A 24,656-nucleotide genomic window follows, 5' to 3' on the forward strand; every position below is an offset into this window, starting at 1 on the left:
GGCCGGTTGCCCACCTGTCAAAGCGGCTCGAAGGGTCACGCATTGATCGCCACCCCCATCAATGCCACGTCGTCCGGAAAATGAGCGTGTCCCTGCCATCGGACTGCCTGATCGATGACACGGGGGACGACGTCGGCCAGCGGCTCCTGCCGTAAGGCGCGAATCGTCTCTTCCAGCCGCGCCGGTCCCCACAGCTCGCCGCCTGGGTTCGGCACTTCATACAGACCGTCGCTGAACAGAAAGAGGCGATCGCCGGGCCGCACCGGGAGATGGACCGAGCGGTAGGCGGTGTCCGGGCCGAACCCCAGCGGCAAACCCGGCTCTTTCAACCACGTGAGGTCTCCGTTCCGATGATGGAGCAGCCCCCCGCCGTGCCCGGCGGCGGCGTATGACAAACTGTGCGCGCGCAGATCCACGCGGACGAAGAGGATCGTAAAATAGTCGCCGTCCTCGGTGATGGGGAATTGCCGGTTCGCCTCGGTCAGAATCGCGCCGGGATCGTCCGAGCCGACTTGATGCAACAGGCTGTCGCCGCGCAGAAACGTCGAGACCGACGCCGACCGCAGCGCGGGCGAAACCCCGTGGCCGGACGCATCGAGCATGTAGAGGCCGAACAGCTGCAGGCCCCAGGGCACGACATTGAACAGGTCCCCGCCCAGCGCCAGCGACGGCCGATAGGCATGCACCAGCTGCACGCCGGGAAGGACGGCGCCCGCGGCCGGCAACAGGGATTCGACATAGCGCGCGGCGGACGCGAGCTCGCGCTCCCACACTTCCTGCTTGCGGCGGATTTCGTCGCGGGCCCGTTCGAGCGAGCGCACCAGCGTGGCGGCGCGCATGCCGGCCTGGACGCGCGCCGTGATTTCCTGCTTGCTCGCGGCCTTGCTGAGAAAGTCGTCCGCGCCGCGCGTGAGCCCTTCGGCGATCTGCTCCGGCTGGTCGTGGCCGGTCATCAATAAGATCTGGCTGGATCGTAATTCCGGATCGCGGCGGACCTGTTCGCAGAGGGTCGGGCCGTCCAGTTCGGGCATCATCCAGTCGAGAATCGTGAGGTCCGGCCGCTCCCGCCGCAGAAGGTCCAGGCCGCTCTTCCCGTCGCCCGCTTCAATCACGCGGTAGCCCAGGCGTTTCAGCCGGGCGGCGAGGCTGACGCGCGCGACCGGCTCGTCATCCACAACGAGCACCGTTTGAGGGGGCGCCGAAGCATCAGCCGGCGGGGGATTCATGGCGAGCGTCATGCGGCTTGTGCGCGTCCGGCCAGCGCGTCGTCTTCGTTCTCGTAGATCTGAATGAGCTTCGGGATGTTGGCGAGGCTCAGGATCTCGCGCACGTAGCTCTGCGGCCGCAGCATGCTGATCCGGCCTTGAGTGAGCTTGAAATTCTGCGCCACCAGCGCCAGCAGCCCCAGACCGGAACTGTCGACGAACCGGACCTCGGCCATGTTGAGGAGGAGATGCCGGCAGCCTTTCTGGCGCAGGGCTTCCACGGCCGTCTTGAATTGCTCGCGATTGGTGTAGGTCAGGTCGCCGTTCATGTCGAGGACGACCCCGTTGGGCACCGGACGCTCTTTGATTTGCATCGCCATAGCGTTCTCCTTTGTGAATAACACAGCTCCCTGTCTCTTCGCGGGCGGCGGAACCGTTCAGGGCTCATCACGAAAGAAGACGTTCGCCCTGAGTTCTTCGACTAGCTCGGGACAGGCTTGTCGAAGGGCGGCCTCCTAGGCCGCGCGCCTGGCCACAGCAGCCTCATCCGTGGGATACAGGGGCACCATCTTCGGGATATTGGCCAGCTCCAGGGTTTGCTTCACCGTGCCTTGCGCGCCCACGAGACTCAGCGTGCGGTGCTCGATCTGGAATTGCTGCGCCGTGAGGGCGATGAGGCCGATGCCGGCGCTGTCGATGAAGGTGACCAGCCGGAGATTGAGGATCAGATGCCGGCAGCCGGCCTGCTTCACCTTTTCGACCGCCGCCGTGAACTCTTTGCGGGTGCTGTAGGTAAACTCATCGGTGATTTCGAAGATCACGGCGTCCCGATTCGTCCGTTGTGCGATCCGCATCGAACCCTCCTTCCTCCTCCGACCTAGTGGCTTCTGTAATTGAGGCGCGGATTCTTTCGCCGCTCATACTATATCGGCCCGTATCTTCGATTCTTGACGCCGAAAAGGGGAGTCCGGATCGGCAATGTCAGCTCGATTGCCTGCAAGACGCTGCAGAGGGCGATTCAAGACGCTTCGAAGGGTGCCTCGTGCCGTTGAGCGATTGCGGCGGATCGCCGTGTTCAGTGGCTGGTAGATCGCGATGCAGCACCGTCAATGCCTCTATGATCCGATCTAATGTGCTTCGCGGGGTATCCGGGAACCGAAGGGCCGTCGCCACCGAAGCGATGTCGTGGGCCAATTCCTCATGTCGTTCACTAGTTTTCGCCACTATGCTGCCGAGTGTAATGTTGCGGTCCGATAACCGCTTGGTCAGTTGATCGAGGCTCGCTTTGGTGTTGAGTGTCTTGGTGAGGTCGACGGAGGCCATGTCGTGAACCTTCGTCTTCGCGTGTTGGCTGTTGCGCTGGACGTCCTTGGCGAGCGCTCTGATGGTACTGGCAGCTTGCCCGGAACGATTCGCGAGTTTCGTAACTTCATCCGCCACCACGGAGAAGCCGCGACCGTGCTCTCCCGCCCGCGCCGCCTCGATCGCCGCGTTCAGGGCGAGCAGCCTCGTTTGATCCGCGATAAACTCGATCTCCCCCAGGCTGCCGACGATCGCTTTGGTGCTGTTTTCCACGTCGTCTATCACGGCGGCGACGTTCATGGCGATCTGCGCACTGGCGACGACATCGGCGACGAAGATGTCCAGCATTTGCTTGACTTTACTCAGCACATCTTCTTCGTTGGAGCCGTCCTCCTGGTGCAGCCGGATCGACTCCGTAGACTGTTGGTGGGCCCGTGCGGCAATGGCTTGGAACCGGTTGCCCAAGTCAACCATCGCTTCTTCGGTCTGCTTGATGACGGCGCGCACCTGATCGCGAAGGACGGGCAACAGCGGATGCAGCGTGTCCACGATCGCGCGCAGCCGTTGGCCATGGAGCGTGCCGGCGTCATCCTTGGTGGACGAGGCCGCATGAGCGGCCACGAGCCGGCGCACCGCACGGCGGTGCCGGAAAAAGGCGCCCAGCCAGCCGAGCAACGCTCCGCCCAGGCCATACAGCACGGCATCCGGCATCACGCGGCGTTCCTCCCGGCCTCCAGGTGTTCAAGGAGGAGCCGCTTCACATGCATCACGTCGAAAATCATGCAATCCCTCGACGGGGAGACGACGGACAGCTGCAGCATGCTTCAACTCCTCGGCCTCACGTGAGAATACGATGGTTGTCTTATCGGCAAGGTAAGTCGAATCTTTAGAGGGGGATCGCCTGTTTTAGAGCCGTCTGAACCTGAGACAATCAACTAGGTAAATAGGCCGTTTCAGCCGACTCGTTCGGACGGTTCTATTTGTTCAACGGTCGCGAATGAGTGGAGAGGCCAGAAGGATTCAGGAAGAGTCGCTGGCGTATTGAAGGCCCTTGTGCGAATGCTGAACTGCCGGGACCTATCCATGTGGGGAACGGCCGGCCGGCTCACACTTCCCGCAGACAGCGGATGCAATGCCGACATCGAGGCGCTCTTCTAAATAGTCTTCGATTCGCTGCCATATTCCCTCCGCCGTCCGCACCCGCTTGCACTTGCAGCAGACGCTCATGCTTTCCTTGCGACTCTTCAACTCGGCGACGGCCCGCCCGAGTTCCGTGACGGTGCCGGTCAAAGCGTGCTCCCGTTCGATGCGATCGTCCAACTCCTGCTTCAGCGTGATCGCCATCGAGACGCGCGCGATGAGTTCCGCGGCGATGACCGGCTTGCGGATATAGTCGCTGGCGCCGGCTGTGTAGGCGGCAGTGATGTCCGCGGCGTCGGTCTTGGCTGTGACGATGATCAGGGGCAGGTGGGCGTAGTGTTCCTCTTCCCGCACCCGCCGGCAGAAGGCCAGGCCGTCGATCCCAGGCATCATGACGTCGACAAGCACCGCGTCGACGCTCGGCACTTCCCCGTGTCCGGACAATCCAAGACACCCCAACGCGCGGTGAGCAGAATCGGCGAAGAGAAGCGGGCCGTATCCGGCGCGACGAAGGACTTCACTGAGGAGCGTCCGCTCTTCTTCACTATCGTCGACAATGAGAATGCTCATGGGCCGTCCTGTCCCTCCTCTATAAATGCAGAGCCGTAGAGATCTGGTACACCTACTTAATACTAAAAGCAAGTGAGTTCACACCGGCGGTCAGCGGGACATCATGTGGCAGACGAACGACTCGTCGTTCTAATGGATGGGTACGACCGGAGGCAACAGGTCGGCCGGGAGCTGCTCCCCCGGCGATTCCGGGGCGCCTTCCGGATTGAGCGATCCGTCGGGCGGAGCCGCCGTCATCTTGTCTTCGAGAATGATGACTTCGACGCGGCGGTTCTTGGCGCGCTGCTCGGGATTGAGGTTGGCCGTCAGTGGGCGTGAATCGGCGTAGCCCAACGCCGCCAAGTGGGAGCCGGGCACTCCATACAATTCATGGAGCACCCGCACGACGATGACCGCGCGGGTGGCGGACAGCTCCCAATTCGACGGAAACTGCGCCGTGTGGATCGGCACATTGTCGGTATGGCCTTCGACGCGCACCTGGCGGTCCAATTCCAACATCGCCTGGGCCAGCCCCTGCAGAAACGGCAGGGCTTCCGGTTTGAGCGCGGCCTCGCCGCTGTTGAACAGGACCTGATCGGGGATCGTGATGACCACGCTGCCGTCGAGGCGCTCCAACATGTGGATCAGGGCGAACTGCGACATGGACTGCATGCTTTTCACGAAGTCGCGAAGGCGCCGGATGGCGACTTCCTTCGTGCCGGGCAGGTTCGGCGAGATCAACGCCGGGCGGTGTTGGCCGACGTTGAAGGCCAGCGCGGAGGCCTCGCGGCTGGCGATGGGATGCAGCGCCGCTTTGATCGATTCGCTCACCGTCCGGAATTTGCCCTCGTTCACCGCCGAGACGGAATACATCACGACGAAGAACGCGAACAGCAGCGTGATGAAGTCCGCATAGGACACCAACCAGCGTTCGTGATTCTCGTGTTCCTCGTGCTTTTTCTTCGCCATATGTCAGAAGTGATGGGTGATGGGTGATGAGTGATCCGTGGAATCACGGAACCCCTCCGGAAACTCATCACTCATCACTGATCACCCATCACTTCTTCTGTTCCTTCGTCCGTTCCCCGTGGGGCAGGAAGCTTTCGAGCTTTTCCTGGAGGAGCCGCGGGTTTTCGCCTTGGGCGAGGCCGACGAGCCCGATGATGATCATGGTGCGCGAGCCGGCTTCTTCCTTCAGCTTGTATTTGATCTTGTTGGCGAGCGGCAGGAAAAACAGGTTCGCCGCGCCGACTCCATAGACGGTGGCGACGAACGCGACCGCGATGCCGCCGCCCAGCTTGGAGGGATCGGCGAGGTTTTCCATGACGTGAATCAGCCCCAGGACGGCGCCCAGAATGCCCACCGTCGGCGCATAGCCGCCGGCGGCTTCCCAGACCTTCGCGGCGATCACGCCTTCCTCCTCGTGGTGCTCCACCTCGATCTCGAGGATTTCATGCACGGCTTTCGGATCCGTCCCGTCCACGATCAGTTGCACGCCCTTCTTCATGAAGGGATCTTTGATGTCCTTGAGCTTCCCCTCCAGGGCGAGCAGCCCCTGCTTGCGGGACACGTTCGCCAGATCCAGGATGAGCTTGATGATGCCCTTGTGGTCGATGTGCGGGCCGGAGATTGCCAGGGAGAGCGACCCCACCGCTTTGAGCACGACCGGGAGCGGATTTTGGACGCAGCAGGCGCCGATGGTGCCGCCCATCACGATGATGAAGGCGGTCAACTGGAGAATCGAGCTGAGGTGGCCGCCTTCCAGCGCCTGCCCGCCGATGATCGACCCCAGGGCGATGACGATGCCTAGTATGGTGGCGATATCCATAGTCTGGCTGGTCTGTTGGGTCTATCTCGTCTATTTGGTCTATTTGGTTCCGGTCGTTTCGTCTATCTGGTCTCCTGACGAGATAGACAAGACAGACGAGACAGACCAGATAGACCCTCTTGCCTTCACATCAATGGCTCTGCTACCGTGCGGCTCCACTCAATTGGAGGGCGGCATGACCCCGGTGGACTGTCTCCTGCTTGACGCCAAGCAAGCGATCCTCGACGAGCAGCATCGGCGGTTCCAGGAGCTGCAACGGGCGGGAAAGGTCGCCGAAGCGATGCGGCAATTCCAGGCCACGATGAGCTGCGCCTCCGACCTGCTGAGCGAATCGCTCGCGCTGCTGGAGCGCGTATTGGAAAAGCAGCGACGGAACCCGCCGGGCCCGTCCGCCCGCTAGCGCGTCACCGCTGCCTCGTCGCCGCGTCCAGAGCGGCCTGCTCGCCGGGAAGCAACAGCCGGTTCAGATCCAGCACGATCAACAGCCGATCGCCGATCCGCCCGACGCCCTGGGTAAACTCGGCTCCCGCCGAGCTGCCCACCGACGGCGGCGGTTCCACGGTCGACTTGGGAATCCGCAACACTTCCACGACCTCGTCGACGATCAGCCCCACCATCCGCTGCCTCACCAGAATCACCACGATCCGCGATTCGTTCGTGCGTTCGGCGACCGGCAGGCCGAAACGCCGCCGGAGATCCAGCACCGGGATGATGCGGCCCCGGAGATTGATCACACCCTCGACGAAGAACGGCGCCTTCGGCACGCGGGTGATCTCCACCATGCGATTGATTTCCTGGACGCTCAGGACGTCCAGCGCGAATTCCTCGTGCCCCACGCGGCATGTGACGAACTGGCAGAGGTTGTCCCCGGCGCCGATCTCGCGGGACGCGGCGGCCGCCCCCGGCGTCGCCGGCGCGGCCGTTTTTTCTTCGACGATCATGGCCTCTTCCTTTCCCGTCGTCGTCAGACCTTGAAGGAGCCGACGATGCCCTGCAGCTCGACGGCCAGCTGGCTCAGGTCGTGGCTGGCCTTGGCCGACTCGTTGGCGCCGGACGCCGATTCCTTCGTGACCTTCGCGACGTTTTCGATGTCGGTGGCGATCTGCTGGGTGGCGACCGACTGCTGCTCCGACGCCACCGCGATCTGCCGGATCATGTCCGCGCTCTCCGACACCATCTGCACGATACGCGTCAAGGCTTCGCCGGTCTTGTTGACCAGCTCGACGCCGCCCGAGACCTTCTGCGTCCCCTGCTGCATCGAGTCGACCGCGCCGCGTGTGTCCTGCTGGATTTGGCGGATCATGTCGCCGATTTCCTTGGTGGCCTTGGTGGTGCGTTCGGCCAGCTTGCGCACTTCGTCGGCGACGACGGCGAAGCCGCGCCCCTGTTCACCCGCGCGGGCCGCTTCGATCGCCGCGTTGAGCGCCAGCAGATTGGTCTGATCGGCGATGTCTTCGATCACGCGCACGATCTCGCCGATCTGGTCGGAGGACTTGCCGAGCTCGGCGATGATCGTGGCGCTGTTCGACACGGCGTCCGACAGGTGTTGCATGCCGGCGATGGTGTCGGCGACGACTGTGCCGCCGTCCTTGGCGGTCTTGACGGTTTCCTGCGCCAGGGTGGCGGCTTTGCCGGAGTTCTGGGCCACCTGGCTCACGGTGGCGTTCATCTCTTCGATCGCCGCGGCGGTCTGCGACGCGCGGGAGGTCAGGTTGTCGGTGCCCTTCGAAATCTCCTCGGCCGTCGCGGACAGCTCCACCGACGCGGAGGCCACCTTGTCCGTCACGTGCGCCACCCGCCCGATCATCTTCTGCAGCTTCTCGATGAACAGATTGAAGTAATCGCCCAACTGCGAGATCTCGTCCTTGCTGCCCACCGGTACGCGCTTGGTCAAGTCCCCTTCCCCCTGGGCGATGTCCCGCGTGATGGCCGCCATATGGCTGAGCGGTTTCAACACGATCCTGTGCAGCAGGAAATAGGTGACGACGACGATCGTCAAGACGACCCCCGCCATGAGTCCGCCGGTCGTCACCATCGAGCGGTCCGAGGCCGCCTTGCCTTTGGTCATGTTCATGCCGACTGCGAGCACACCGAGGGTGTCACCGACTTGCTTGTCCGTATGGCATCCGATGCAGGCCGTGGAGGTCGCCTTATCGGGCGAGGCGCGACGATAGGTCAGGACGCCGTTCACCTCTTCGATGCGGGAAAAGCTCTCGGCGCCGCTCATAATCGCCTTGACGGCGTCGGTTTCGAACGGATCTTTGGGCAGATTGGCCGGATTGATCGGCGTCTGGCTGATCATGCGGGCGGTGAACAGACCGCTCTTGTTCGCTTCCTCGCCCATCTCCCGCGTAGCCGTCGCCGGGAACGGGATGGCGTCCGGGTTGTTCACGTGATCCTTCGCCACGACGATGTCGCTGCCGGCCTTGCTCTTCTTCAATTTGCCGACGTAGTTCTGGGAGATATACGAGCGTGTGATCTGGATTTGCGTTTCCAGCAGCTTGCCTCGTTGCTCCAGCAGGAGCTCGAGTTTGTCCTGCTCTTGTTTGTAGAGAATGACCAAGCCGACCGCGATGACGGCGACCGCCACCGCGCCGATGGACAGGGCGAATTTCGGACCGATTTTCAAGTTCCCAAACAGGCTGCTCATAGTGCCTCCTACATGTCGCTGTTGTTGATGACCGCTGCCCCGATCCTCTCCTACACCATGTTCAGAATCTCTCCCACCACGCCGGACAACGGGACGACCTTGTCCGCATACCCGGCCGCCACCACCGCCTTCGGCATGCCGTACACGACACAGGTGTGCTCGTCCTGTGCGATGGTCCGTCCGTTCGCCGCCTTGATGGCCTTCATCCCCTCCAGGCCGTCGTGTCCCATGCCGGTCAAGATGACCCCGATCCCGCGTTCTTCGTACACCGCCGCGACCGACTGCATCATGATGTCCACCGACGGCGCGTGCAGATGGTGCTCCAGATTGGCGCTGAGCGCGACGACCGTGCTCGTGATGGACCGTCGCTTCACCCGGCACTGGAGCCCGCCGGGCGCGATCAGGATCCGTCCCGGCGCGATCTCGTCGCCGTCGGCCGCCTCCTTGACTTCCAGCGGACAGGCCGCGTTCATGCGGTCGGCGAACGGCTTGGTAAAGGTCTTCGGCATATGCTGCACGATCAGCACCCCGGCGGGAAAATCCGGGGGGAACGTCGGCAGCACATCGAGCAGGGCTTTCGGCCCTCCGGTGGAGCAGCCGATGGCGACGATCTTCGAGCCCCGCGTCGCCGTGACGGTCTGGGACGACAAAGACGTGATGCGTGATGGGTAATGGGTGATGCGTTGAGGACGGTCCGCGTGACGCACCACGCATGACGCATGACGCAGTTTGTCCTTGGCGCTCGCCGCCGTGACGATCTTGGCGATCAATTGCTCCTTGATGTCGGCGATCCGCGTCACGACCCCGTCGAGCTGCTTCGGGATGTAATCCACCGCTCCCATTTCCAAGGCCTTCAACGTGTCCTCCGCCCCTTCCGCCGTCAGCGAGCTGACCATGACGACGGGCACCGGATGGTCGGCCATGATGTGCTGGAGCGCGTCCAGCCCGTTCATGCCGGGCATTTCCACGTCCATCGTGACGACGTCCGGGTTCAATTGCCGCACTAACTGCAGCGCCTCTTCGCCGTTTCTCGCGGTTCCGGCCACGGCGAGCCGGGGATCGGCCGCCAACATGGACGACAGGCTTTTCCGCATGAAGGTCGAATCGTCGACGACCAGCACCTGAATCGGCTTCGCCAGCACCGCGCTCACGCCTCTGACGCTCCCCTCAGTTGATGTACCGCATCACGGTTTCGCCCAGCAGCTTCGGATCGAACTTGGTCACGTAATCGGTCGCGCCCACCTGCCGGCCCTTGTCCTGATTGCAGGTGCCGGTGAGCGAAGAGTGCAGGACGACCGGGATGTGGGCGAGCCGGGGATCCGACCGGATCTGTTTCGTCAGCGTGAACCCGTCCATATCGGGCATCTCGATGTCGCTCAGCACCATGTTGATGTGTTGGACTTGCGCCAGACCTTCCTCGGCCGAGTGGCGGGCGAGTTGTTGGAGATAATCCCACGCTTCCTTGCCCGTCGTCGTTTGGACGAACTGGAGCCCCAATTTCTCGAGTGCTTTCCGGATCTGCGTCCTGGCGACTGCCGAATCGTCCGCGTAGAGGACGGTCTTCTGTTTCAGCTCGGGCTTGGTCGTGACGCCGGCGTAGACTTCCTCGTCCGGACGAGGGCAGATGTCGCTGAGCAGTTTTTCGACGTCCAGGATGAGCACCATCCGGCCGCTGTCCAGCATCGTGACCGCCGTGACCGCGCCCTTGTTGTTTTCGCGCACGAGCGGAGGCGGGGTCTTGATGTGCGACCAGGAGGTGCGGATGATGCGGTCCACCGCGGCCACGTGAAAGGCCTGCAGGCTGGCGTTGTACTCGGTGATGATAAGGATGCCGTTCTCTTTGGCGTCCGGGCGCGCCAGGTCGACGTCGTGCTCGCCGAGGCCGAGGCTGCGCTTGAGCGCGATGACGGGCACCATCGTGCCTCGGATGTTCGCCATGCCGACGACCCGGCTGTCCGCTTCCGGCACGCGCGTGAGCTGCGGCAGCTTCATCACCTCGCGGACCTTGAACACGTTGATGCCGAACAGCTCCTGCGTGCCCAAGTGAAAGAGCAGCAGCTCCATTTGGTTGGCCCCGGCCAGTCTGGTTCGGGCGTCGATTTCACTGATGAGGGTGGACATGATTCCTCCGTCCTCTGCGTGAAGCGTCGTTCGTCTCCCGTGAAGCGTGAGATCCGCATACGACATACGCTCCACGCGTCACGAACCACGTGTTCCGTTCAAGCCGCCGCGGCGGCGGCGGCGCCGTGCCAGGCGTGGGCGTTTTCGACCAGCTCCGAGATGTCCAGAATCAGGACGACCTTGCCGTCGCCCGTGATCGTGGCGCCGGAAATGCCTTTGATGCTGTCCAGGTAGTCCCAGATCGACTTGATCACCACTTCCTCCTGCGACCGCAGCTCATCGACGACGACGCCGATCCGCCGGTCCCCGAGCGCCGCCACGACCACGTTGAACCGCTCGCGCTTGGTATCCACCGGCAGCTCGAACTCCTGGGCGAGCCGGATCAACGGCAGCACGCGATCGCGGAGGTGCAGCACTTCCCGCCCGTTGATCGTCTTGATGTCCGACTTGGTGATGCGCACGGCTTCGATGACCGAGCTCAGCGGGATGGCGAACGTCGCCCGCTCCACTTCGACCATCAGGGCCTGGATGATGGCGATCGTAAGCGGCAGCTTGATCGTGATGAGACTGCCCTTGCCCTGCTCGGATTCGATTTCGACCGTCCCGTTCATCTTGCGGATGTTCGTCCGCACCACGTCCATGCCCACGCCGCGCCCCGACACGTCGGTGACCTTCTCCGCCGTGCTGAAGCCGGGGAGGAAAATCAGGTTGACGATCTCGCGCGGCTCCATCGAGGACAGCTCGGCCTCGCTGACCAGTCCCTTGGAGAGGGCTTTGGCTTTGATTTTGTCGAGCGCGATGCCCCGCCCGTCGTCCTGAATGCGGATGACGATGCTGTTGCCTTCCTGGCTGGCCGCGATCCGCAGCGTGCCTTCGCTCGGCTTGCCCTTTTCATGCCGCTCGGTCGGGCTCTCGATGCCGTGATCGATGGCGTTGCGGACCAGATGGACCAGCGGATCGCCGATTTCATCCGCTACGGATTTGTCCAGCTCCGTGTCTTCGCCATGGGTCTCCAGCCGCACCTGCTTGCCGAGTTTCTGGGACAGGTCCCGGACCATGCGGGGGAGCTTGGCGAGGACTTTCTTGATCGGCAGCATGCGGGTCTTCATGACGGCGAGCTGCAGGTCGGTCGTGACGAGGTTCAATTGTGTCAGGGTTTCGCCGAGCGCCCGCACTTGCGGGTCCGACTCATGCTGGTGCTCCAGAATGCCGCCGATCTTGATGAGGCGATTGCGCCCGAGCACCAGCTCGCCCACGAGGTTCATCACCGAATCCAGGCGCCGGGTCTCCACGCGGATGGTCTGATCTTCTTCGGACGCCTTGGGCTGCTTCTCCTGCTTCTCCTGCTTGTGCAGCGCCTGATCCAATGCACGTTCTGTAATGGCCTTGGCTTGAACCAGCAACTCCCCGATCGGTTGTTTCGGCTCCGGTTGTTTGTGCTGCTGCGTCAAGGCGTCGAACACCTGTTCCTTCGTCGCGAGGCCTTCCTCGACTAGAATCTCGCCGATCGTCGGCGGCACGGCGGGAACGGGGCCAGGAACCATTTGCGCGCAGCGCCCTGCGGGTTGTTCCGACACATGGTTCCTGACCCCCTCGCCCTCAGCCGGGGTCTGGCCCCCTTCTTCGCGCTTCGCGTGGGGCCTGACCCCTTCCGTCGTCGCCGTCGGCAGCGCGCCCGCCAACACGTCGTCCAGCCTTTTTGCCATCGCCTCGGTCTGGACGTGCTGGTCCGTGCCGCTCTGGCGGATATCGGCCATGAGCGCCTTCACCACGTCCACCGTCTCCAGAATCACGTTGATGACCGCCGGCACGACCGCCATTTCGCCCTGGCGCATCTTGTTCAGGATGCTTTCGGCGCGATGCGTCACGTCGACGAGGCGATTGAAGCCCAGGAATCCGGCGGAGCCTTTCATGCTGTGCATCGCGCGGAAGATCTCGTTCAGCAGATCCGCGTTGTTCGGATCGGATTCCAGCGCGATGAAGCGCTGATCCAGCACCTCGATCATCTCCGTCGATTCGGTCAGGAAGTCGTTCAGAATTTCCTGCATCTCATCGCTCATGGCTGCCTCCGGGAAAAACGGAAGTGATGCGTGATGGGTGATGAGTGATCAGTGAAGATAGGATTCTCATCACCGTCTGCTCATCACTCATCACTGATCACCCGTCACTGTGTTCAGTTGAACCCGAACTGCTTCAGTATCTCGTCCGCCAAATCTTGATTCATCGCCGTGCTTTTCGAGGCTTCCAGCTGCTTCAGCATCTCCGACGCCTTGCCCGCCTCCGTTGCGCCGGCGCCTTTCGTGTAGGGGCCGAACACCACGACGAGCTCGAGCAGCTTGTGCTCCACTTCATCGACGATCGTGACCAGCTTGTTGATGCGCTGCGCGACGAGGTCCTGAAACGATAGCGCCGTGATGATGTCGGTCAGCCGCCGGTCGTCCTCCGCCAAGGCGGCGAGGCCCTGCTCCAATGCGGCGAACCGACCGGCATCCGGCGTGCCGGCCGTCTCGACGGCCAGCCGCGTGAGCAGGCGCGTCAGGCTTTGATGGTTGTCCTGGATGGACTCGACCAGGCGCATGACGGTGTGCGTACCCTCCTCCGTCAACTTCTTCAGGTCCCGCAGATGGGTCACGGCCTGCGGCAACTGCTCCGTCGTCGCGCTCACCGGATCCCGGAACTGGCTGATGGTCTTCAGCGTCGTATCGATGAACCGCGCCAACTCCCCCAGCTGCTCGTAGAGCTGCATGTCGATGGGGGCGCCGTCCGGATCCACCATCGGCGGCGGCGGGATGTTGTTCACTGCGGACGGTTTCGAGCTCATGCCGGCGGTCCTTCCTACTTGTTGAAGATTTTGGCGATCTTGTCCTGCATCGTTTCCGCGGTGAAGGGCTTCACGATGTAGTTGTTGACGCCCGCCTGGATCGCCTCAATGAGGTTTTCCTTCTGCGCCTCGGCCGTGACCATGAGCACGGGAATGTGCTTCAGCTTCTCGTCGGCGCGGATCGCGCGGAGCATCTCGATGCCCGGCATCACCGGCATGTTCCAGTCGGACACCACGAAGCCATAGCTGTCCGCCCGCAGCTTCGCCAGCGCTTCCTGTCCGTTTTCGGCTTCTTCCAGGTTCGAGAACCCCAGCTGCTTGAGAATGTTTTTGACGATGCGCCGCATCGTCGACATGTCGTCCACGACGAGAATCTTCATGGTGGGATCCGCCGGCATAGCCAACCTCCTTACACTTTCTGATAGACCACCGCGCGCCCCGCGTAGACGGGCCGGAACCCGGTGGACATGTTCGTGAGCGACTCCGAAAACCCCAGCACCAGGTAGCCGTCCGGCTTCAGCGCCGCTCGGAGATCGGTCACGATCTGGCGCTTGGCCCGGTCGTCGAAGTAAATCAGGCAATTGCGGCAAAAAATCACGTCCATGCCCGTGACCAGTTTCAGACGCGGACGGTCGTACAGATTCAGGTTCATGAACTTCACCCGCCGTTTGACGTCCGGCTTCAACGCAAAGTGCCCTTTCTGTTCGTGGAAATATTTGCGCTTGATCGCCTCGGGGACATGGCGGAGCGTGTGCCCGCCGTAGACGCCTTCCTTCGCCTTCGCCAGCACCGCGTCGCTGATGTCCGTCGCGAGGAGCTCCACGGTCCAGCCGGCGAGCGGCGCATGCTCCATCAACATCATCGCCAACGTGTACGGCTCGTCGCCCGTGGAGCAGGCCGCGCTCCAGATCCGCATCTGCCGGGCGTCCTTGTTGGCCTGCATGACGGCCGGCACGATCGTCCGCATGAACGTGTCGAGCTGCGGGAGATCGCGGTAGAAATACGTCTCGTTGGTCGTGATCAGGTCGTACAGCGCCGACAGTTCCGTGTCGCGATAGGTGTCGAAACAGAGGTACTGATAATAGGCGTCGTACGAGGCGAGCTTGTGCTGCTTCAGCCGGGGCAGCAGCCGGCTCTCCAGCAGATACTTGTGATGATCCTGAAACGAGATGCCCGTCTGCTCGTAGACGAATTCGCGGAGCCGCGCAAAGGTCTCCTCGCTCATGGAGAGATGCTTGGCGGCCTCGGCTTTGGAAAGCGCGTGTCCCATTCAGTCTTGTGTCTCCGTCCACCGGAGTATCCGGCGGACACACCGGCCCTTGGCCCGCGGTGCGGACCGGCTCCGGGGCCAATGGTTGCGGCCCGGCGGCGGACGCCGGGCTACGCCGCGTGGGAGCGATGGCGCATCCACTCATGGATGTCGCGACGGAGGAAGCGCCAGTGCTTCCCGATCTTGGAGGCCGGCAGCTCGCCGAGCCGCGCCAGCTTGTAGACGGTGGATTTGGGGACCCGCAGAAAGCGGGCCACGTCCATGACCGTCAGAATTTCGCCGTCCGTTGCTGACATACCGTCCGAGTGGTGCGCCGTTGTTGCAGGCACGGTCGTATTCATAGCGAATGTGGTATCGGCCTCGGGATTGGAAAACTTGAATCGGGTCTGTCTCGTCTATCTGGTCTATTCGGTCTGTCCGGTCTTCGGACTAGCGAGTTCGCGAACCAGATAGACGAGACAGACGAGACAGACCAGATAGACTGCTCTCAGGTTTCACGAGCGACCGACCGACACAGTCATAACCACCAGAGACGGACAACAATGGCTCGGATCATTTCCGTCGCCTCCGGCAAGGGCGGCGTCGGCAAGAGTGTCGTGGCGGCGAACCTGGCGCTGTTGCTCGCCAAGCGGGGGCGGCGCGTGGTCCTGGCCGATCTCGACATCGGCGGGGCCGACAGCCACATTCTGTTCGGGCTCTTGAATCCGCCGACGACGCTGACGGATTTTCTCAGCCGGCGCGTCGAACGTCTCGACGACGTGGCGCAGACGCTGCCCGTCCATCCGGGCCTGCGCATCCTTCCCGGCACCGGCGAGACCTTGGCCACGGCGAACATGGCCTATTCGAAGAAAAAACGGCTGATCCGCCATTTTCGGGACATCGAAGCCGACGCGATCGTCGTCGACATCGGGGCGGGGACGAGCTATCACGCGCTGGATTTTTTTCTCATGGCCGACCATCACCTTGCTGTGGCGACACCGGATCCGACGTCGGTGTTGGATCTCTACCGCTTCATCAAGCTCGCCGCGATCCGCCGGGTGTTGTCCTCGTTCCTGGCGCGGGACAGCATGGCGGAAGCGCTGGCCGACCGCGACTTCAGCAGCGTGGAAGAAGTGCTCGACGTGGCGGGAAAAACCGACGAGGCGGGGCGCGGCATCGCGGAGGCGGCGCTCCGGACGTTTCAACCGGCGTTGATCCTCAATCGGATTTCGGGCCGCTCCCGGGTTAACGTGCTGCAGCTCCGCAAGCTGCTCAAGGAATACGTCGGCGGGGATCTGACGCTACTGGGGGAAATTCCGGACGATCCTGCGATGGAGCGGGCGGTCCGGACCTACCTGCCCGTCGTCGAAAGCGACCCCCACTCACCGGCCGCCCAGGCGCTCAGGCGTATCGTCGACGCACTGGAGGTGGTGCTTTCCGGCTCTTCAGCCTCGGCTCAAGCCGCTTGATGGCGGCGGTCGCTAGTCATCGTGCCGGTCATCAAATGACCGATGACCAATGACTATCTTTACGCCGTCTGCTGGCGGCGCGCCCGCAGCCGCTCGGCTTGCGTGCGGATAATGTGCTGGATGATGTGTTCCTGATCGTCGGCCGAAAGCTGCTCGAACTGAGTGGCCACGTCGAAAGCCTGCCCGTTCGCCAGGGCCGCACAGCGGATCACCTTCGCCACCGTATGCACGGGTGTAAACGGTGGCAGGATGATTTTCACGGACAATCGATCGCCGGATTCGAACCGTCGGGCGGAGGCGAAACCGATGCCGCCCCCGCTGATATTGACGTCCGTCACGCGGGCGATATCCATCGATTCCGGATGCAGGACGGCCATCGCCTTCAACATGACCTCCAGCAACCAATCGACTTTCATGATCCAGGGAAGAATGGGTGAACCGGCCAGCAGTTCGCCGTTTCGAGCCAGGAGCTCGGCCGTCGGTTTCGCGACCGCGGCGGCGATCATATCCTGCGTGACGGCGGGCACGCCCGGAGCCGGCCTATCGGCCGGCTCCGTGACGAGGCGATATTCGAGCAGCAGTCGATCGTCGATCCGAAGCCACTCGCGGCGTTCATCCTGCGCGACGGATGGCGGAACAGACGGCAGATTCGTCGACGATCGGGGCATGGCGGCGTCCTAAAAGTTCTTCGCAGGCTGTTCAGAACGGGGCGCTCACCATCTCGCGCCCGTGCGCAGACGTGACGCTCGTTATTCCTCGCGTCGCGCGCCTACGCGGCCACGCAGAGGGCGGCCGCTGCCGCCGGACTTGAGGAGCCTGGACGCTGCGTCACCACCCGGTTGCGTCCTTGCGCCTTGGCCAGATACAAAGCCTGATCCGCGGCGGCGATCCAGTCGGCGACGCTGGCACTATCCGCTCGCCGAGGAGCAGCCACACCGAAGCTGGCGGTGATACGGACCTGGCCGTCGCTCAATTGGAAGGCCCGGCGCTCGATCGCGGCCCGGATGCGCTCCGCCAGTCGATCGGCCTGGGCGAGGTCGGTGTGCGGGAGCACGACCGCAAACTCCTCGCCGCCGTAACGGGCGACGCTGTCCACGTCGCGGACCGTCGCGCTGAGTAAGGCCGCGACGTCCCGCAGCACCTCGTCGCCGGCTTGATGGCCCAACCGATCGTTGACGGTTTTGAAATAATCCAAGTCCAACAGGATGAGGCAGGCCGGCGCGCCGTACCGGAGACCGGCCTTCAACTCGCGGGCCAAGGGCCCGTCCAGCGCCCGCCGATTCAAGAGGCCGGTCAAAGGATCCCGAAGCGCCAAATCTTGAAGATGCCGATGGCTGTCCGCATTGCGCAGGCTCAGGGCCACCGAGGTGCCGACCGTCGCCAGCAATTGCCGCTCTTGATCGGTGAACGGGCCGCGCCCGGCCCGTTCGAGATGCAGCACGCCGAGGCTCTGCGGACCGAGCGACAGAGGAATTTGTATCGCGGTCGCCGAATCGACCTTCGTGCCCGGTGGCGTCGCGGCGGCCTTGGGAACGAGCGTGAGGCGGGCCCGTGGAGAGAAGCCGGGTTCGGGCCGAGCCGCGCGCGGCTCCGTGTGCGGCGCGCCGACCAGATCATGCAGGCGTCTGCGAAGCTCCTCTGCGTTCTGCGCGTCGGCTCGGCGAGTCCAGGCCCAGGCGTGCGCTGGATTATTCTTCGCCACACCGACGGCATCGGCTTGAATGAGCTCCGGCAAGCCGTCGAACAGCGTGCGGACGACGGCGTCTGGATCGAGTGAGGCCGCCAGGGCCTGGGTGAGGTCGGTGAGGCCGGCGAGTGTCCGGTTCCATCGACTCAGCGCGTCGCGGTCCTGCGCGAGCGCCTGGTTCGTCCGTGCCAATTCATCGGACAGATTGCGGACTTCCAAAAACATCCGGCGGTTCGCCAGCCCCTCGACGATGGCTCGACGAAGGCGGGCCGACGAGCAAGGCCAGGTCAAATAATCGAACGCCCCATGCCGCAGCAGCGTGGCGACCCGCTCGGCGCCGATCTCCTTCCCAAGGAGAATGATGCAGAGATCGCTCTGGATGGCGGATGCTCGATCGAGGAACCGCAGCGTATCGGTGGATCGGCGATCCATCTGATAAATCACTAGGGGCATGTCGGGAACAAGATGTCGGCCGACATCGAACGCCCGATGACTGTAGGCCGCGACCGGAGCGACGGAGAGCGTCTGCCAGAGAGGGGCCTGCCGTACCGCGGCATTGGCGACCAGGAGCATCGGAGTTCGGCCTGTCATCGGCGCTACGCCTTCTGCCCCCGTTCCCGGGAATGCTCCGCATGCTGCCGCGCCTCCTCGGAGATCGATACGCGATCCTCCCGAGAGGCAACCGGCGACTCCGGCTTCGGGTGCGCAGGTTCTTTCTTATCCTCTAAGGCCCGCTGATAGGTCCGTACGACATTGTGAATCTGACCGACATCGATCGCCATGATGGCTCCTCCGGATTGAGTCATGCTTGCAAGAGGATCATCCGTGAATCGGAGGCCGGCGCGCCCTGCCCCCGGCGCAATCCGGCAAGCCGCTGCCTGATCGCCGCCGCGTCGCGCATGGAGGACGCCAGGACGGTCTGTGCGAGCTGAGCCCGCGCGTGAATCTCCCGATCGATAGCCAACAGCCGTGCCGCTTCTTCGGGGGTTACCGCCTCGTCGGCCAATGATTGTTCCCGCCTCTGGTAGCAGTCCCGCACGATGTCCCATCGGCCCTGTGCGGCCGCCGTTCTCGCCGCTTCGGTCCACTGTGCGCGACGCGCCGATTCAGTCATGGGGATTACCGGCCGGCCGCCACGGGCGTCTGTTGCTGCGCCGCCACTTCACGCCAGCCGTCGCGCAGGGTGGTCAGGCACCGCAGCGGACCGTCGAGATGCCGCGTGTTGTGGCGGGCGTTCGCCGCGACGAGTTCCGTGAGCATGTACTCGTAGAGCCGGCGCAGCGACCGGGCGATCTCCCCGCCCCGCTCGAAGTCCAGCACGCTGTTGAGCTCGCCGACGATCGAAATGGCGCGGCCCAGAAAGCGGCCCTTGTCTTGAAGATTGTTGGTTTCGATGCCGCGGCGCGCCAGCTCGATCGATTGAATGGCGGCGTCGTACAAGAGGACGACGATCTGCACGCCGGACGAGGTCATGATCTGGGTTTGCTGATACTGCCGCGTGTACGAGGTCAACATGGTCCGTCCCTGGAGAGGGCCTCCTACTTCTTGATCGAACTGGTCGCCTGCAGGAATCCGATCTGGCTCTGCAACTGTCCGAGGAGCCCGTCGAGCGCGGCGTACTGGCGCCGCAGGCGCGCTTCATACTGTGCCAGGAGATCTTCCTTGCGGGCGATGTCGTCGGTCAGATCGCCGATCTGATCCGTGAGACCGTTTTTCCGAAGCGTCAGCGATCCCGACGCCGTGTCGTCGAGCGCATCGACCGCGTCGACCAGGAGCTGGGCCACCCCGGTCACGCCGCTCTGTCGGGTGAAGAGCGTCTTGACGGCCGCATAGCTCGTACTGAACGCCGCATCGAGCTTCGCATCGTCGATCGTCATCGTGCCGTCCCGCTCCGTCTTGAAGCCGATTTGCCCGACCATGGTGAAGGTGCTTGCGCCCGAGACGCTGGTCGAGAGGGCGGCGCCGATTTGGCTCAGCACCCCGCGCACGGTCGGTTCGTTGAAGAAGATGCCGCCCTTCTTCGTCGTGATGTCGTAGGTGTTCCGTTCATTGATGAACTTGACGACGTCGTTGTACGCCGTGGCGAGGGCTTTGATGTTCGCCTTCACCGCGGCGGCGTCCTGCGTGACGTTGACGGACACGGTCCCGGCTCCGGTGGTGTCCGTCAGGGTGAGCGTCACGCCCGCGATGGCGTCGGTGATCGTGTTGCCGTTCCGCTGGATGGTCACGGGATTGAGCGCCGGGTTCCCGACGACGATGATGGAGTCCTGGGCCGCCTGGAGCGTATCGATGCCGCCGGTGCCGCTGGCGTTGAGGAAGTCCAGCGTCGTGTCGTCGGCCGTGACGGCGATGTCGTTCACGTCCCCGGTGCTCGTCGCCGTCAACACCAGCCGATAGGCGGGCGCCGCATCGGTTCCCGTATTCACGATGGAGGCCGTGACGCCGGCCCCGAGATCGTTGATGCCGGACCGAAGATCTTCCAACGTGGCCGTGTCGCCGAGCGTGACCGTCTGTGTCGTTCCGCCGGCGACGGTGAAACTGAACGTGGCGGAGGAGCCGCTGACGATATCCGTCGTCGTCGAAGCCACGGCTTTCGCCGCCTTGTTGGTGATCTGATGCGCCTGGGCCAGCTGCGTGACGCGGACGGTATAGGTGCCGGCCGTCGCCGTGGACGAGGCGGTCGCGCTCAAGACGGTGGCATCGCTCACGGATACGCTGGTCCGGTCGAAGAGGCTCGGCAGGCGCAGCGCGTCGGCCGCGCTCTGGAGCGCGATGAGCTTCGTGCTGAGGGTGGTGTAATCGGTGAACTTGGAATTGAGCGCGGCCTTCTTGTCGGTGAGGCGGTTGATCGGAAGGCGGGAGACCTTGACCATTTGGTCGACGACCTGGCCGAAGTCGAGCCCGTTCCCGAGCCCTCCAAAACTGACGGTCGGCATCAATACCCTTTCGTCCGACTACGCCCGCTCTTGCAAGAGCAAGCCTTTCGAGCCGGAAAGGAATTTCTCCAGCTCCAGCAGCTCCTCGGGCGGAAACTGTCGGATCACCTCGCCGGACTCCTCCTTGATGATCTTGACGACGACTCGGTCGGTTTCGTCGTCGACTTCGATCTTCAGGCGGGGATCCGTCGAATCAAGCACCTCACTGACCTGCGCCACCGCCCGGTCGATCGCGGCGCGATCGACCGGCGCGGATGGGGTCTCTCCGGAATCAGGTTGCTTCCGTGCTGCCTGCGGCGGTCGCTTCGCCGCTGCGTCTGCCGGGTCACTCCCTCGGACGGGCGTGGTCAAGAGATCTGCCGTCGGCGCGATGGTACGAATCATGGCAGCCTCCTTGTGAACCTACCGAGGCCGCGCGCGCTCTTCGAGAGCGCGCGCGGCGCCGGAAGACCACGGTTACTGGAGTAACGCCAGGGCCTGCTGCGGCAAGGTGTTCGCCTGCGCGAGCACGGCGATACCCGTCTGCACGAGCACCTGGTTCTTGGTGAACTGCGAGGTCTCATAGGCGATGTCCGCATCGCGGATCCGGGATTCGGCCGCGGTGAGGTTCTCGCTGGAGATCTCCAAGTTCGCGATCGTGGCTTCGAACCGGTTCTGCAATGATCCGTATTCGGCGCGGGCGGTGGCGACCGCGCTGATCGCGCTGTCGATGTTGCTCAACGCGCTTTGCGCGTTGGCCGACGTGGACACGTTCACACTGCTGATGCCCAGTGCCGAGATGGTCAGCTGGTTCAAGTCCATCGTCAGAGTGTTCCCCGTGCCGCTCTTGAACCCGACCTGCATCGTGAAGCTGATGGTGGACCCGCTGGTCAGGGCCTGACCGTTGAATTCCGTGACCTGCGCGATGCGGTCGATTTCCGAGCGCAGCGCCAGGAACTCTTGATCGATGTAGGAGCGTTCGGTGGCTCCGACCGTGCCGCTGGACGACTGGGACGCGAGCTCACGGAGACGGCCGAGGAGATTGCCGATCGTCGAGGCCGCGCCGTCGGCGATCTGCGTCAAGCTGATGCCGTCGGACGAGTTCCGTACCGCCTGATTGATGCTGCGGATGTGCGCACGCAAGGTTTCGGACAAGCCGAGACCGGCGGCGTCGTCCGCGGCGCGGGTGATGCGCAGGCCGGACGACAGGCGCTCGACCGAGCGGCTGAGGCTGCCCGTGCTCACACCCAGGTTGCGCTGGGCCGAAATGGACGCGGGATTGTTGTTGACGATAAGTGCCATGGACCCTTCCTCCTTGATACCAGAACTGGATCAGCGTGCCGCGCTTCCGGCATCCGTGCAGAAGCGGTTGCCCCGCTCACACCTGTGAGCTGGTTGCTTGCCTTATCGGCTGGTCCAAGAGGGACTTGAGCGCATCCACTATCGAGATCCGAGCAGGCCGAGCCGGCGCCAACGGACAGCAACCGATACTCACGGACGCCCCCCCACCCGGGGAAGAATCTCGTATTCCAGCAGGTCGGCGATGCGGACCGTATCCCGGGCGGTACGCGCCTCCAGCAGTTGTCGGACCCAGGTGGACAGGCCGTCGGGTCCGTTCCCCGCCGCGCCGCGAGTCCCTTCGACCAACTCCAGATAATCGGCCAGCTTGCCCAGCCAGGCGTCCAAGGCGGAGAGGCCCGGCGGGCCGAACCGCAGCGGCGGGATCAGCGCGGTCCCTTCGGCGCGCAGGGTGTCGGCGTATTTTTCAAAAGAGGGTTGCGCCGCGCGCAGAATATCGCCCATCGATTGCGACTCGGCCGTCAGCCGCGCGAACCGCGCCGCCGGCTCAGAAAGAAACGCCTGGTCCAAATCCCGATCGGTGATCGCACGGTGGTCGAGGCGCAGGGAGGTCACGATGCGCGATCTGGCGTGGGCCCGTTCGCTGATGTCCGCCAGCACCTCTCCAACCGTTGATGCCGAGCCGGCTTCCCACTGGTCCTGATCCAACGTGACGTGCATAGTCTCTCTCCTCTGTATCCGATTTATCCGATGACGGCCTGTGGCGAGCCCGTCATCATGCTGAGTCGCTTGGGTGCGCGCTGCGCCGTGGAAACGAGGCGAGAAACGGCCAGCGTCTCGTCGCGCCAGCGGCGATAGGCGTCGGCGTGATGCCGAGCCATCCGCACGAGCCCTTGCACATTGTCCTGGTGCAGGTCGCGAAGAAAGGTGGTCGTCAGGGGTCTGGTGATCCAGGCCGCCATGCCGGCATGGACGGCCCGTTCGCGTTCCTGCGCCTGTTCATGCTGAAGGGATTGAATCGTGTGCGCGGACACCGGCATCTGGCCGGCCAGGCGCACGATGTGGTCCGCGCGGCGGCAGAGCCCTTCGAGCACCGGCAGCAAGGTCTCGGCATGCGCGGAAGCCGTGTCTGCATCCGGCGGCGATCCCGCCGGAGCCGGCCGCTTGCTGGGCCGTCCGCTGAAGCGCTCATACCAATAGCGGCGCCAGAAGGCCGCATACCAGGCGATGGTGGGATCTTCGCGGCCCGCCGCCAGATGGAATGCACCCAACTGATCTTCGTCGACGTCCGAGCGATACAGTCGAAAGCCGGGAGCGACTGTCGGAGCCGGCCCTTTGCCCAGCACATGCCGCATGACATCCGAAACGGCGTCGATTGGAATCCGGTCCTTGCAGGCCTGATGCGGGCAGACTTGTTCGAAGCCGCAGGGCGCGCAGTCCAAATCCGGCTGCAGGACCCAATGGCCGGGGCCGTAGGGACCGGTCTCCTGAAAATCGACGTGGCCGACCGACAGATCGATCACCGGTGTCCGGACGCCGACGGCCAGATGCATCGGGCCCGTATCGTTCGTGAGGAGCAAGCGGCACTGCGCCAACAGAGCGACGAGCTGCGCCAGCGTCGTCCGCCCTGCCGCATTCCTCATGGCGTTCCTGCCGCCCCCCTCCCGATACACCTGGATCACTTGTGCGATCGTCTCCTGTTCCGATGCCGAGCCGATGAACAGGATGCCGCCCGTCCATGCGGCGCTCAGCCTTGCCAAGGCCGCGCCGAAATGCTGCGGCCGCCAGGCCTTCATCACGTCGCTTGCCCCCGCCTGCACCGCGATCCATTCGAGATGCGGCTGATCCGAACTCGATAAAAAGCGGCACGCCCAGTCCCCGCTCTCGGCCGGCGCCGTCACAGACAGCGGCGCGAACGAGCCGGGCCTGCTCCCGCCCATCGCGTAGACGTCCACGAGGTTGAAACGGTTGATCCGGCGGATCTGGTGGATGTCGGTGAAATAGGCCATCCAGGGATTGTCGATGACCGTGCCGCCGTCCCAGGCGCTTCGCGCGCCGCGGATGTCGGGCGCGCCGACATACTCGGCCAGCAGCGCGCTGGGCCGGTTGAACGTCAGATTGATGATGCGGTCGTAGCGGCGCTCATGGAGATCGCGGGCCCAGGCCGCGACCTCTCGATACAGGGCGACGGCATCTTTGACGCAGGCGCGGCTCTCGTCGATCAACGCGTGGAAGTCATAGGCGACGACGTCGCGCAAGCCGTTCAGCATCGAGGCGACCGGAGTGAATTGCCGATCCACGATCAGATCCACCGCCGCGCCAGGCCATTCTTCTTGCAGCCGGGCCAGCAGCGTGCCCATCTGCACAAGATCCCCCATGCGCGTGATGTTGATGATCAGGACTTGCTTCACGTTCTACCGA

28 protein-coding genes are annotated in these 24,656 nt (G+C 63.6%); 2 read left to right on the forward strand and 26 right to left on the reverse strand.

Annotation, left to right across the window (positions count from 1 at the left end):
• Window positions 1–35: 35 nt before the first annotated feature.
• The 7 genes from NITMOv2_RS09805 to NITMOv2_RS09835 form a co-directional block, all read right to left on the reverse strand.
• Window positions 36–1,238, reverse strand: coding sequence for a PP2C family protein-serine/threonine phosphatase (locus NITMOv2_RS09805; protein ID WP_053379695.1), 1,203 nt, complete (start codon window positions 1,236–1,238; stop codon window positions 36–38).
• Window positions 1,235–1,585: an STAS domain-containing protein gene (locus NITMOv2_RS09810; RefSeq protein ID WP_053379696.1), complete on the reverse strand. Its 351-nt coding sequence runs from the start codon at window positions 1,583–1,585 to the stop codon at window positions 1,235–1,237. The genes NITMOv2_RS09805 and NITMOv2_RS09810 overlap by 4 nt, the downstream gene beginning before the upstream one ends.
• A gap of 135 nt (window positions 1,586–1,720) precedes the next feature.
• On the reverse strand, window positions 1,721–2,059 hold the full coding sequence (locus NITMOv2_RS09815) for an STAS domain-containing protein (protein WP_053379697.1): 339 nt from the start codon (window positions 2,057–2,059) through the stop codon (window positions 1,721–1,723).
• A gap of 127 nt (window positions 2,060–2,186) precedes the next feature.
• The gene (locus tag NITMOv2_RS09820; RefSeq protein ID WP_053379698.1) at window positions 2,187–3,218 is read right to left on the reverse strand and encodes a methyl-accepting chemotaxis protein; all 1,032 of its coding nucleotides are present in this window, start codon (window positions 3,216–3,218) and stop codon (window positions 2,187–2,189) included.
• A gap of 366 nt (window positions 3,219–3,584) precedes the next feature.
• A complete protein-coding gene (locus tag NITMOv2_RS09825; protein ID WP_053379699.1) occupies window positions 3,585–4,217 on the reverse strand; it encodes a response regulator in 633 nt (210 codons plus the stop codon).
• Between the two features lie 129 nt (window positions 4,218–4,346).
• The gene (locus tag NITMOv2_RS09830; RefSeq protein ID WP_053379700.1) at window positions 4,347–5,165 is read right to left on the reverse strand and encodes a flagellar motor protein MotB; all 819 of its coding nucleotides are present in this window, start codon (window positions 5,163–5,165) and stop codon (window positions 4,347–4,349) included.
• Window positions 5,166–5,253: 88 nt separating this feature from the next.
• Complete coding sequence (locus NITMOv2_RS09835; protein WP_053379701.1) at window positions 5,254–6,024, reverse strand: flagellar motor protein; 771 nt, start codon at window positions 6,022–6,024, stop codon at window positions 5,254–5,256.
• Between the two features lie 175 nt (window positions 6,025–6,199).
• Here NITMOv2_RS09835 and NITMOv2_RS09840 point away from each other — a divergent pair, with 175 nt between their 5' ends.
• Window positions 6,200–6,424: a hypothetical protein gene (locus NITMOv2_RS09840; protein ID WP_053379702.1), complete on the forward strand. Its 225-nt coding sequence runs from the start codon at window positions 6,200–6,202 to the stop codon at window positions 6,422–6,424.
• A gap of 4 nt (window positions 6,425–6,428) precedes the next feature.
• Here the strand turns inward: NITMOv2_RS09840 and NITMOv2_RS09845 are convergent, their stop codons facing one another.
• The 9 genes from NITMOv2_RS09845 to NITMOv2_RS09885 all read right to left on the reverse strand — a co-directional run bounded on the left by NITMOv2_RS09845 (window position 6,429) and on the right by NITMOv2_RS09885 (window position 15,182).
• Complete coding sequence (locus NITMOv2_RS09845; RefSeq protein ID WP_083447906.1) at window positions 6,429–6,965, reverse strand: chemotaxis protein CheW; 537 nt, start codon at window positions 6,963–6,965, stop codon at window positions 6,429–6,431.
• 23 nt (window positions 6,966–6,988) lie between these two features.
• Window positions 6,989–8,674: a methyl-accepting chemotaxis protein gene (locus NITMOv2_RS09850; RefSeq protein ID WP_053379703.1), complete on the reverse strand. Its 1,686-nt coding sequence runs from the start codon at window positions 8,672–8,674 to the stop codon at window positions 6,989–6,991.
• 50 nt (window positions 8,675–8,724) lie between these two features.
• A complete protein-coding gene (locus NITMOv2_RS09855; protein WP_238590504.1) occupies window positions 8,725–9,825 on the reverse strand; it encodes a protein-glutamate methylesterase/protein-glutamine glutaminase in 1,101 nt (366 codons plus the stop codon).
• Between the two features lie 16 nt (window positions 9,826–9,841).
• Window positions 9,842–10,795, reverse strand: coding sequence for a chemotaxis protein (locus tag NITMOv2_RS09860; protein WP_053379704.1), 954 nt, complete (start codon window positions 10,793–10,795; stop codon window positions 9,842–9,844).
• Between the two features lie 98 nt (window positions 10,796–10,893).
• Window positions 10,894–12,855 carry a chemotaxis protein CheA gene (locus tag NITMOv2_RS09865; RefSeq protein WP_053379705.1) on the reverse strand — a complete coding sequence of 654 codons (1,962 nt, stop codon included), beginning with the start codon at window positions 12,853–12,855 and terminating at the stop codon, window positions 10,894–10,896.
• Between the two features lie 113 nt (window positions 12,856–12,968).
• A complete protein-coding gene (locus NITMOv2_RS09870) occupies window positions 12,969–13,616 on the reverse strand; it encodes a protein phosphatase CheZ (RefSeq protein ID WP_053379706.1) in 648 nt (215 codons plus the stop codon).
• 14 nt (window positions 13,617–13,630) lie between these two features.
• Window positions 13,631–14,014 carry a chemotaxis response regulator CheY gene (locus tag NITMOv2_RS09875; RefSeq protein ID WP_053379707.1) on the reverse strand — a complete coding sequence of 128 codons (384 nt, stop codon included), beginning with the start codon at window positions 14,012–14,014 and terminating at the stop codon, window positions 13,631–13,633.
• 11 nt (window positions 14,015–14,025) lie between these two features.
• Complete coding sequence (locus NITMOv2_RS09880) at window positions 14,026–14,886, reverse strand: CheR family methyltransferase (RefSeq protein ID WP_053379708.1); 861 nt, start codon at window positions 14,884–14,886, stop codon at window positions 14,026–14,028.
• A gap of 110 nt (window positions 14,887–14,996) precedes the next feature.
• Window positions 14,997–15,182 carry a helix-turn-helix domain-containing protein gene (locus tag NITMOv2_RS09885; RefSeq protein ID WP_053379709.1) on the reverse strand — a complete coding sequence of 62 codons (186 nt, stop codon included), beginning with the start codon at window positions 15,180–15,182 and terminating at the stop codon, window positions 14,997–14,999.
• A 246-nt stretch (window positions 15,183–15,428) separates the two neighbouring features.
• Here NITMOv2_RS09885 and NITMOv2_RS09890 point away from each other — a divergent pair, with 246 nt between their 5' ends.
• A complete protein-coding gene (locus tag NITMOv2_RS09890) occupies window positions 15,429–16,334 on the forward strand; it encodes a P-loop NTPase (protein ID WP_053379710.1) in 906 nt (301 codons plus the stop codon).
• A gap of 59 nt (window positions 16,335–16,393) precedes the next feature.
• Here the strand turns inward: NITMOv2_RS09890 and NITMOv2_RS09895 are convergent, their stop codons facing one another.
• The 10 genes from NITMOv2_RS09895 to NITMOv2_RS09940 form a co-directional block, all read right to left on the reverse strand.
• Window positions 16,394–17,002 carry a PilZ domain-containing protein gene (locus tag NITMOv2_RS09895; RefSeq protein ID WP_053379711.1) on the reverse strand — a complete coding sequence of 203 codons (609 nt, stop codon included), beginning with the start codon at window positions 17,000–17,002 and terminating at the stop codon, window positions 16,394–16,396.
• Between the two features lie 101 nt (window positions 17,003–17,103).
• Window positions 17,104–18,612: a diguanylate cyclase gene (locus NITMOv2_RS09900; protein ID WP_083447908.1), complete on the reverse strand. Its 1,509-nt coding sequence runs from the start codon at window positions 18,610–18,612 to the stop codon at window positions 17,104–17,106.
• A 5-nt stretch (window positions 18,613–18,617) separates the two neighbouring features.
• A complete protein-coding gene (locus tag NITMOv2_RS09905; protein WP_053379713.1) occupies window positions 18,618–18,803 on the reverse strand; it encodes a hypothetical protein in 186 nt (61 codons plus the stop codon).
• 20 nt (window positions 18,804–18,823) lie between these two features.
• Entirely contained in the window at window positions 18,824–19,135 is a 312-nt protein-coding gene (locus NITMOv2_RS09910; RefSeq protein WP_053379714.1) for a hypothetical protein, read from the reverse strand.
• 5 nt (window positions 19,136–19,140) lie between these two features.
• A complete protein-coding gene (gene fliS / locus NITMOv2_RS09915) occupies window positions 19,141–19,536 on the reverse strand; it encodes a flagellar export chaperone FliS (protein WP_053379715.1) in 396 nt (131 codons plus the stop codon).
• 23 nt (window positions 19,537–19,559) lie between these two features.
• Window positions 19,560–20,957 carry a flagellar filament capping protein FliD gene (gene fliD / locus NITMOv2_RS09920; RefSeq protein ID WP_053379716.1) on the reverse strand — a complete coding sequence of 466 codons (1,398 nt, stop codon included), beginning with the start codon at window positions 20,955–20,957 and terminating at the stop codon, window positions 19,560–19,562.
• 18 nt (window positions 20,958–20,975) lie between these two features.
• On the reverse strand, window positions 20,976–21,341 hold the full coding sequence (locus tag NITMOv2_RS09925) for a flagellar protein FlaG (protein WP_053379717.1): 366 nt from the start codon (window positions 21,339–21,341) through the stop codon (window positions 20,976–20,978).
• Window positions 21,342–21,413: 72 nt separating this feature from the next.
• The gene (locus NITMOv2_RS09930) at window positions 21,414–22,238 is read right to left on the reverse strand and encodes a flagellin N-terminal helical domain-containing protein (protein WP_053379718.1); all 825 of its coding nucleotides are present in this window, start codon (window positions 22,236–22,238) and stop codon (window positions 21,414–21,416) included.
• A 189-nt stretch (window positions 22,239–22,427) separates the two neighbouring features.
• Window positions 22,428–22,955 (reverse strand): hypothetical protein, encoded by a 528-nt coding sequence (locus NITMOv2_RS09935; protein WP_053379719.1) that lies wholly within the window; start codon window positions 22,953–22,955, stop codon window positions 22,428–22,430.
• Window positions 22,956–22,978: 23 nt separating this feature from the next.
• Window positions 22,979–24,646 (reverse strand): glycosyltransferase family 9 protein, encoded by a 1,668-nt coding sequence (locus tag NITMOv2_RS09940; RefSeq protein WP_053379720.1) that lies wholly within the window; start codon window positions 24,644–24,646, stop codon window positions 22,979–22,981.
• Window positions 24,647–24,656: the final 10 nt, after the last annotated feature.

Source organism: Nitrospira moscoviensis (genome assembly GCF_001273775.1).
Classification (GTDB): domain Bacteria; phylum Nitrospirota; class Nitrospiria; order Nitrospirales; family Nitrospiraceae; genus Nitrospira_D; species Nitrospira_D moscoviensis.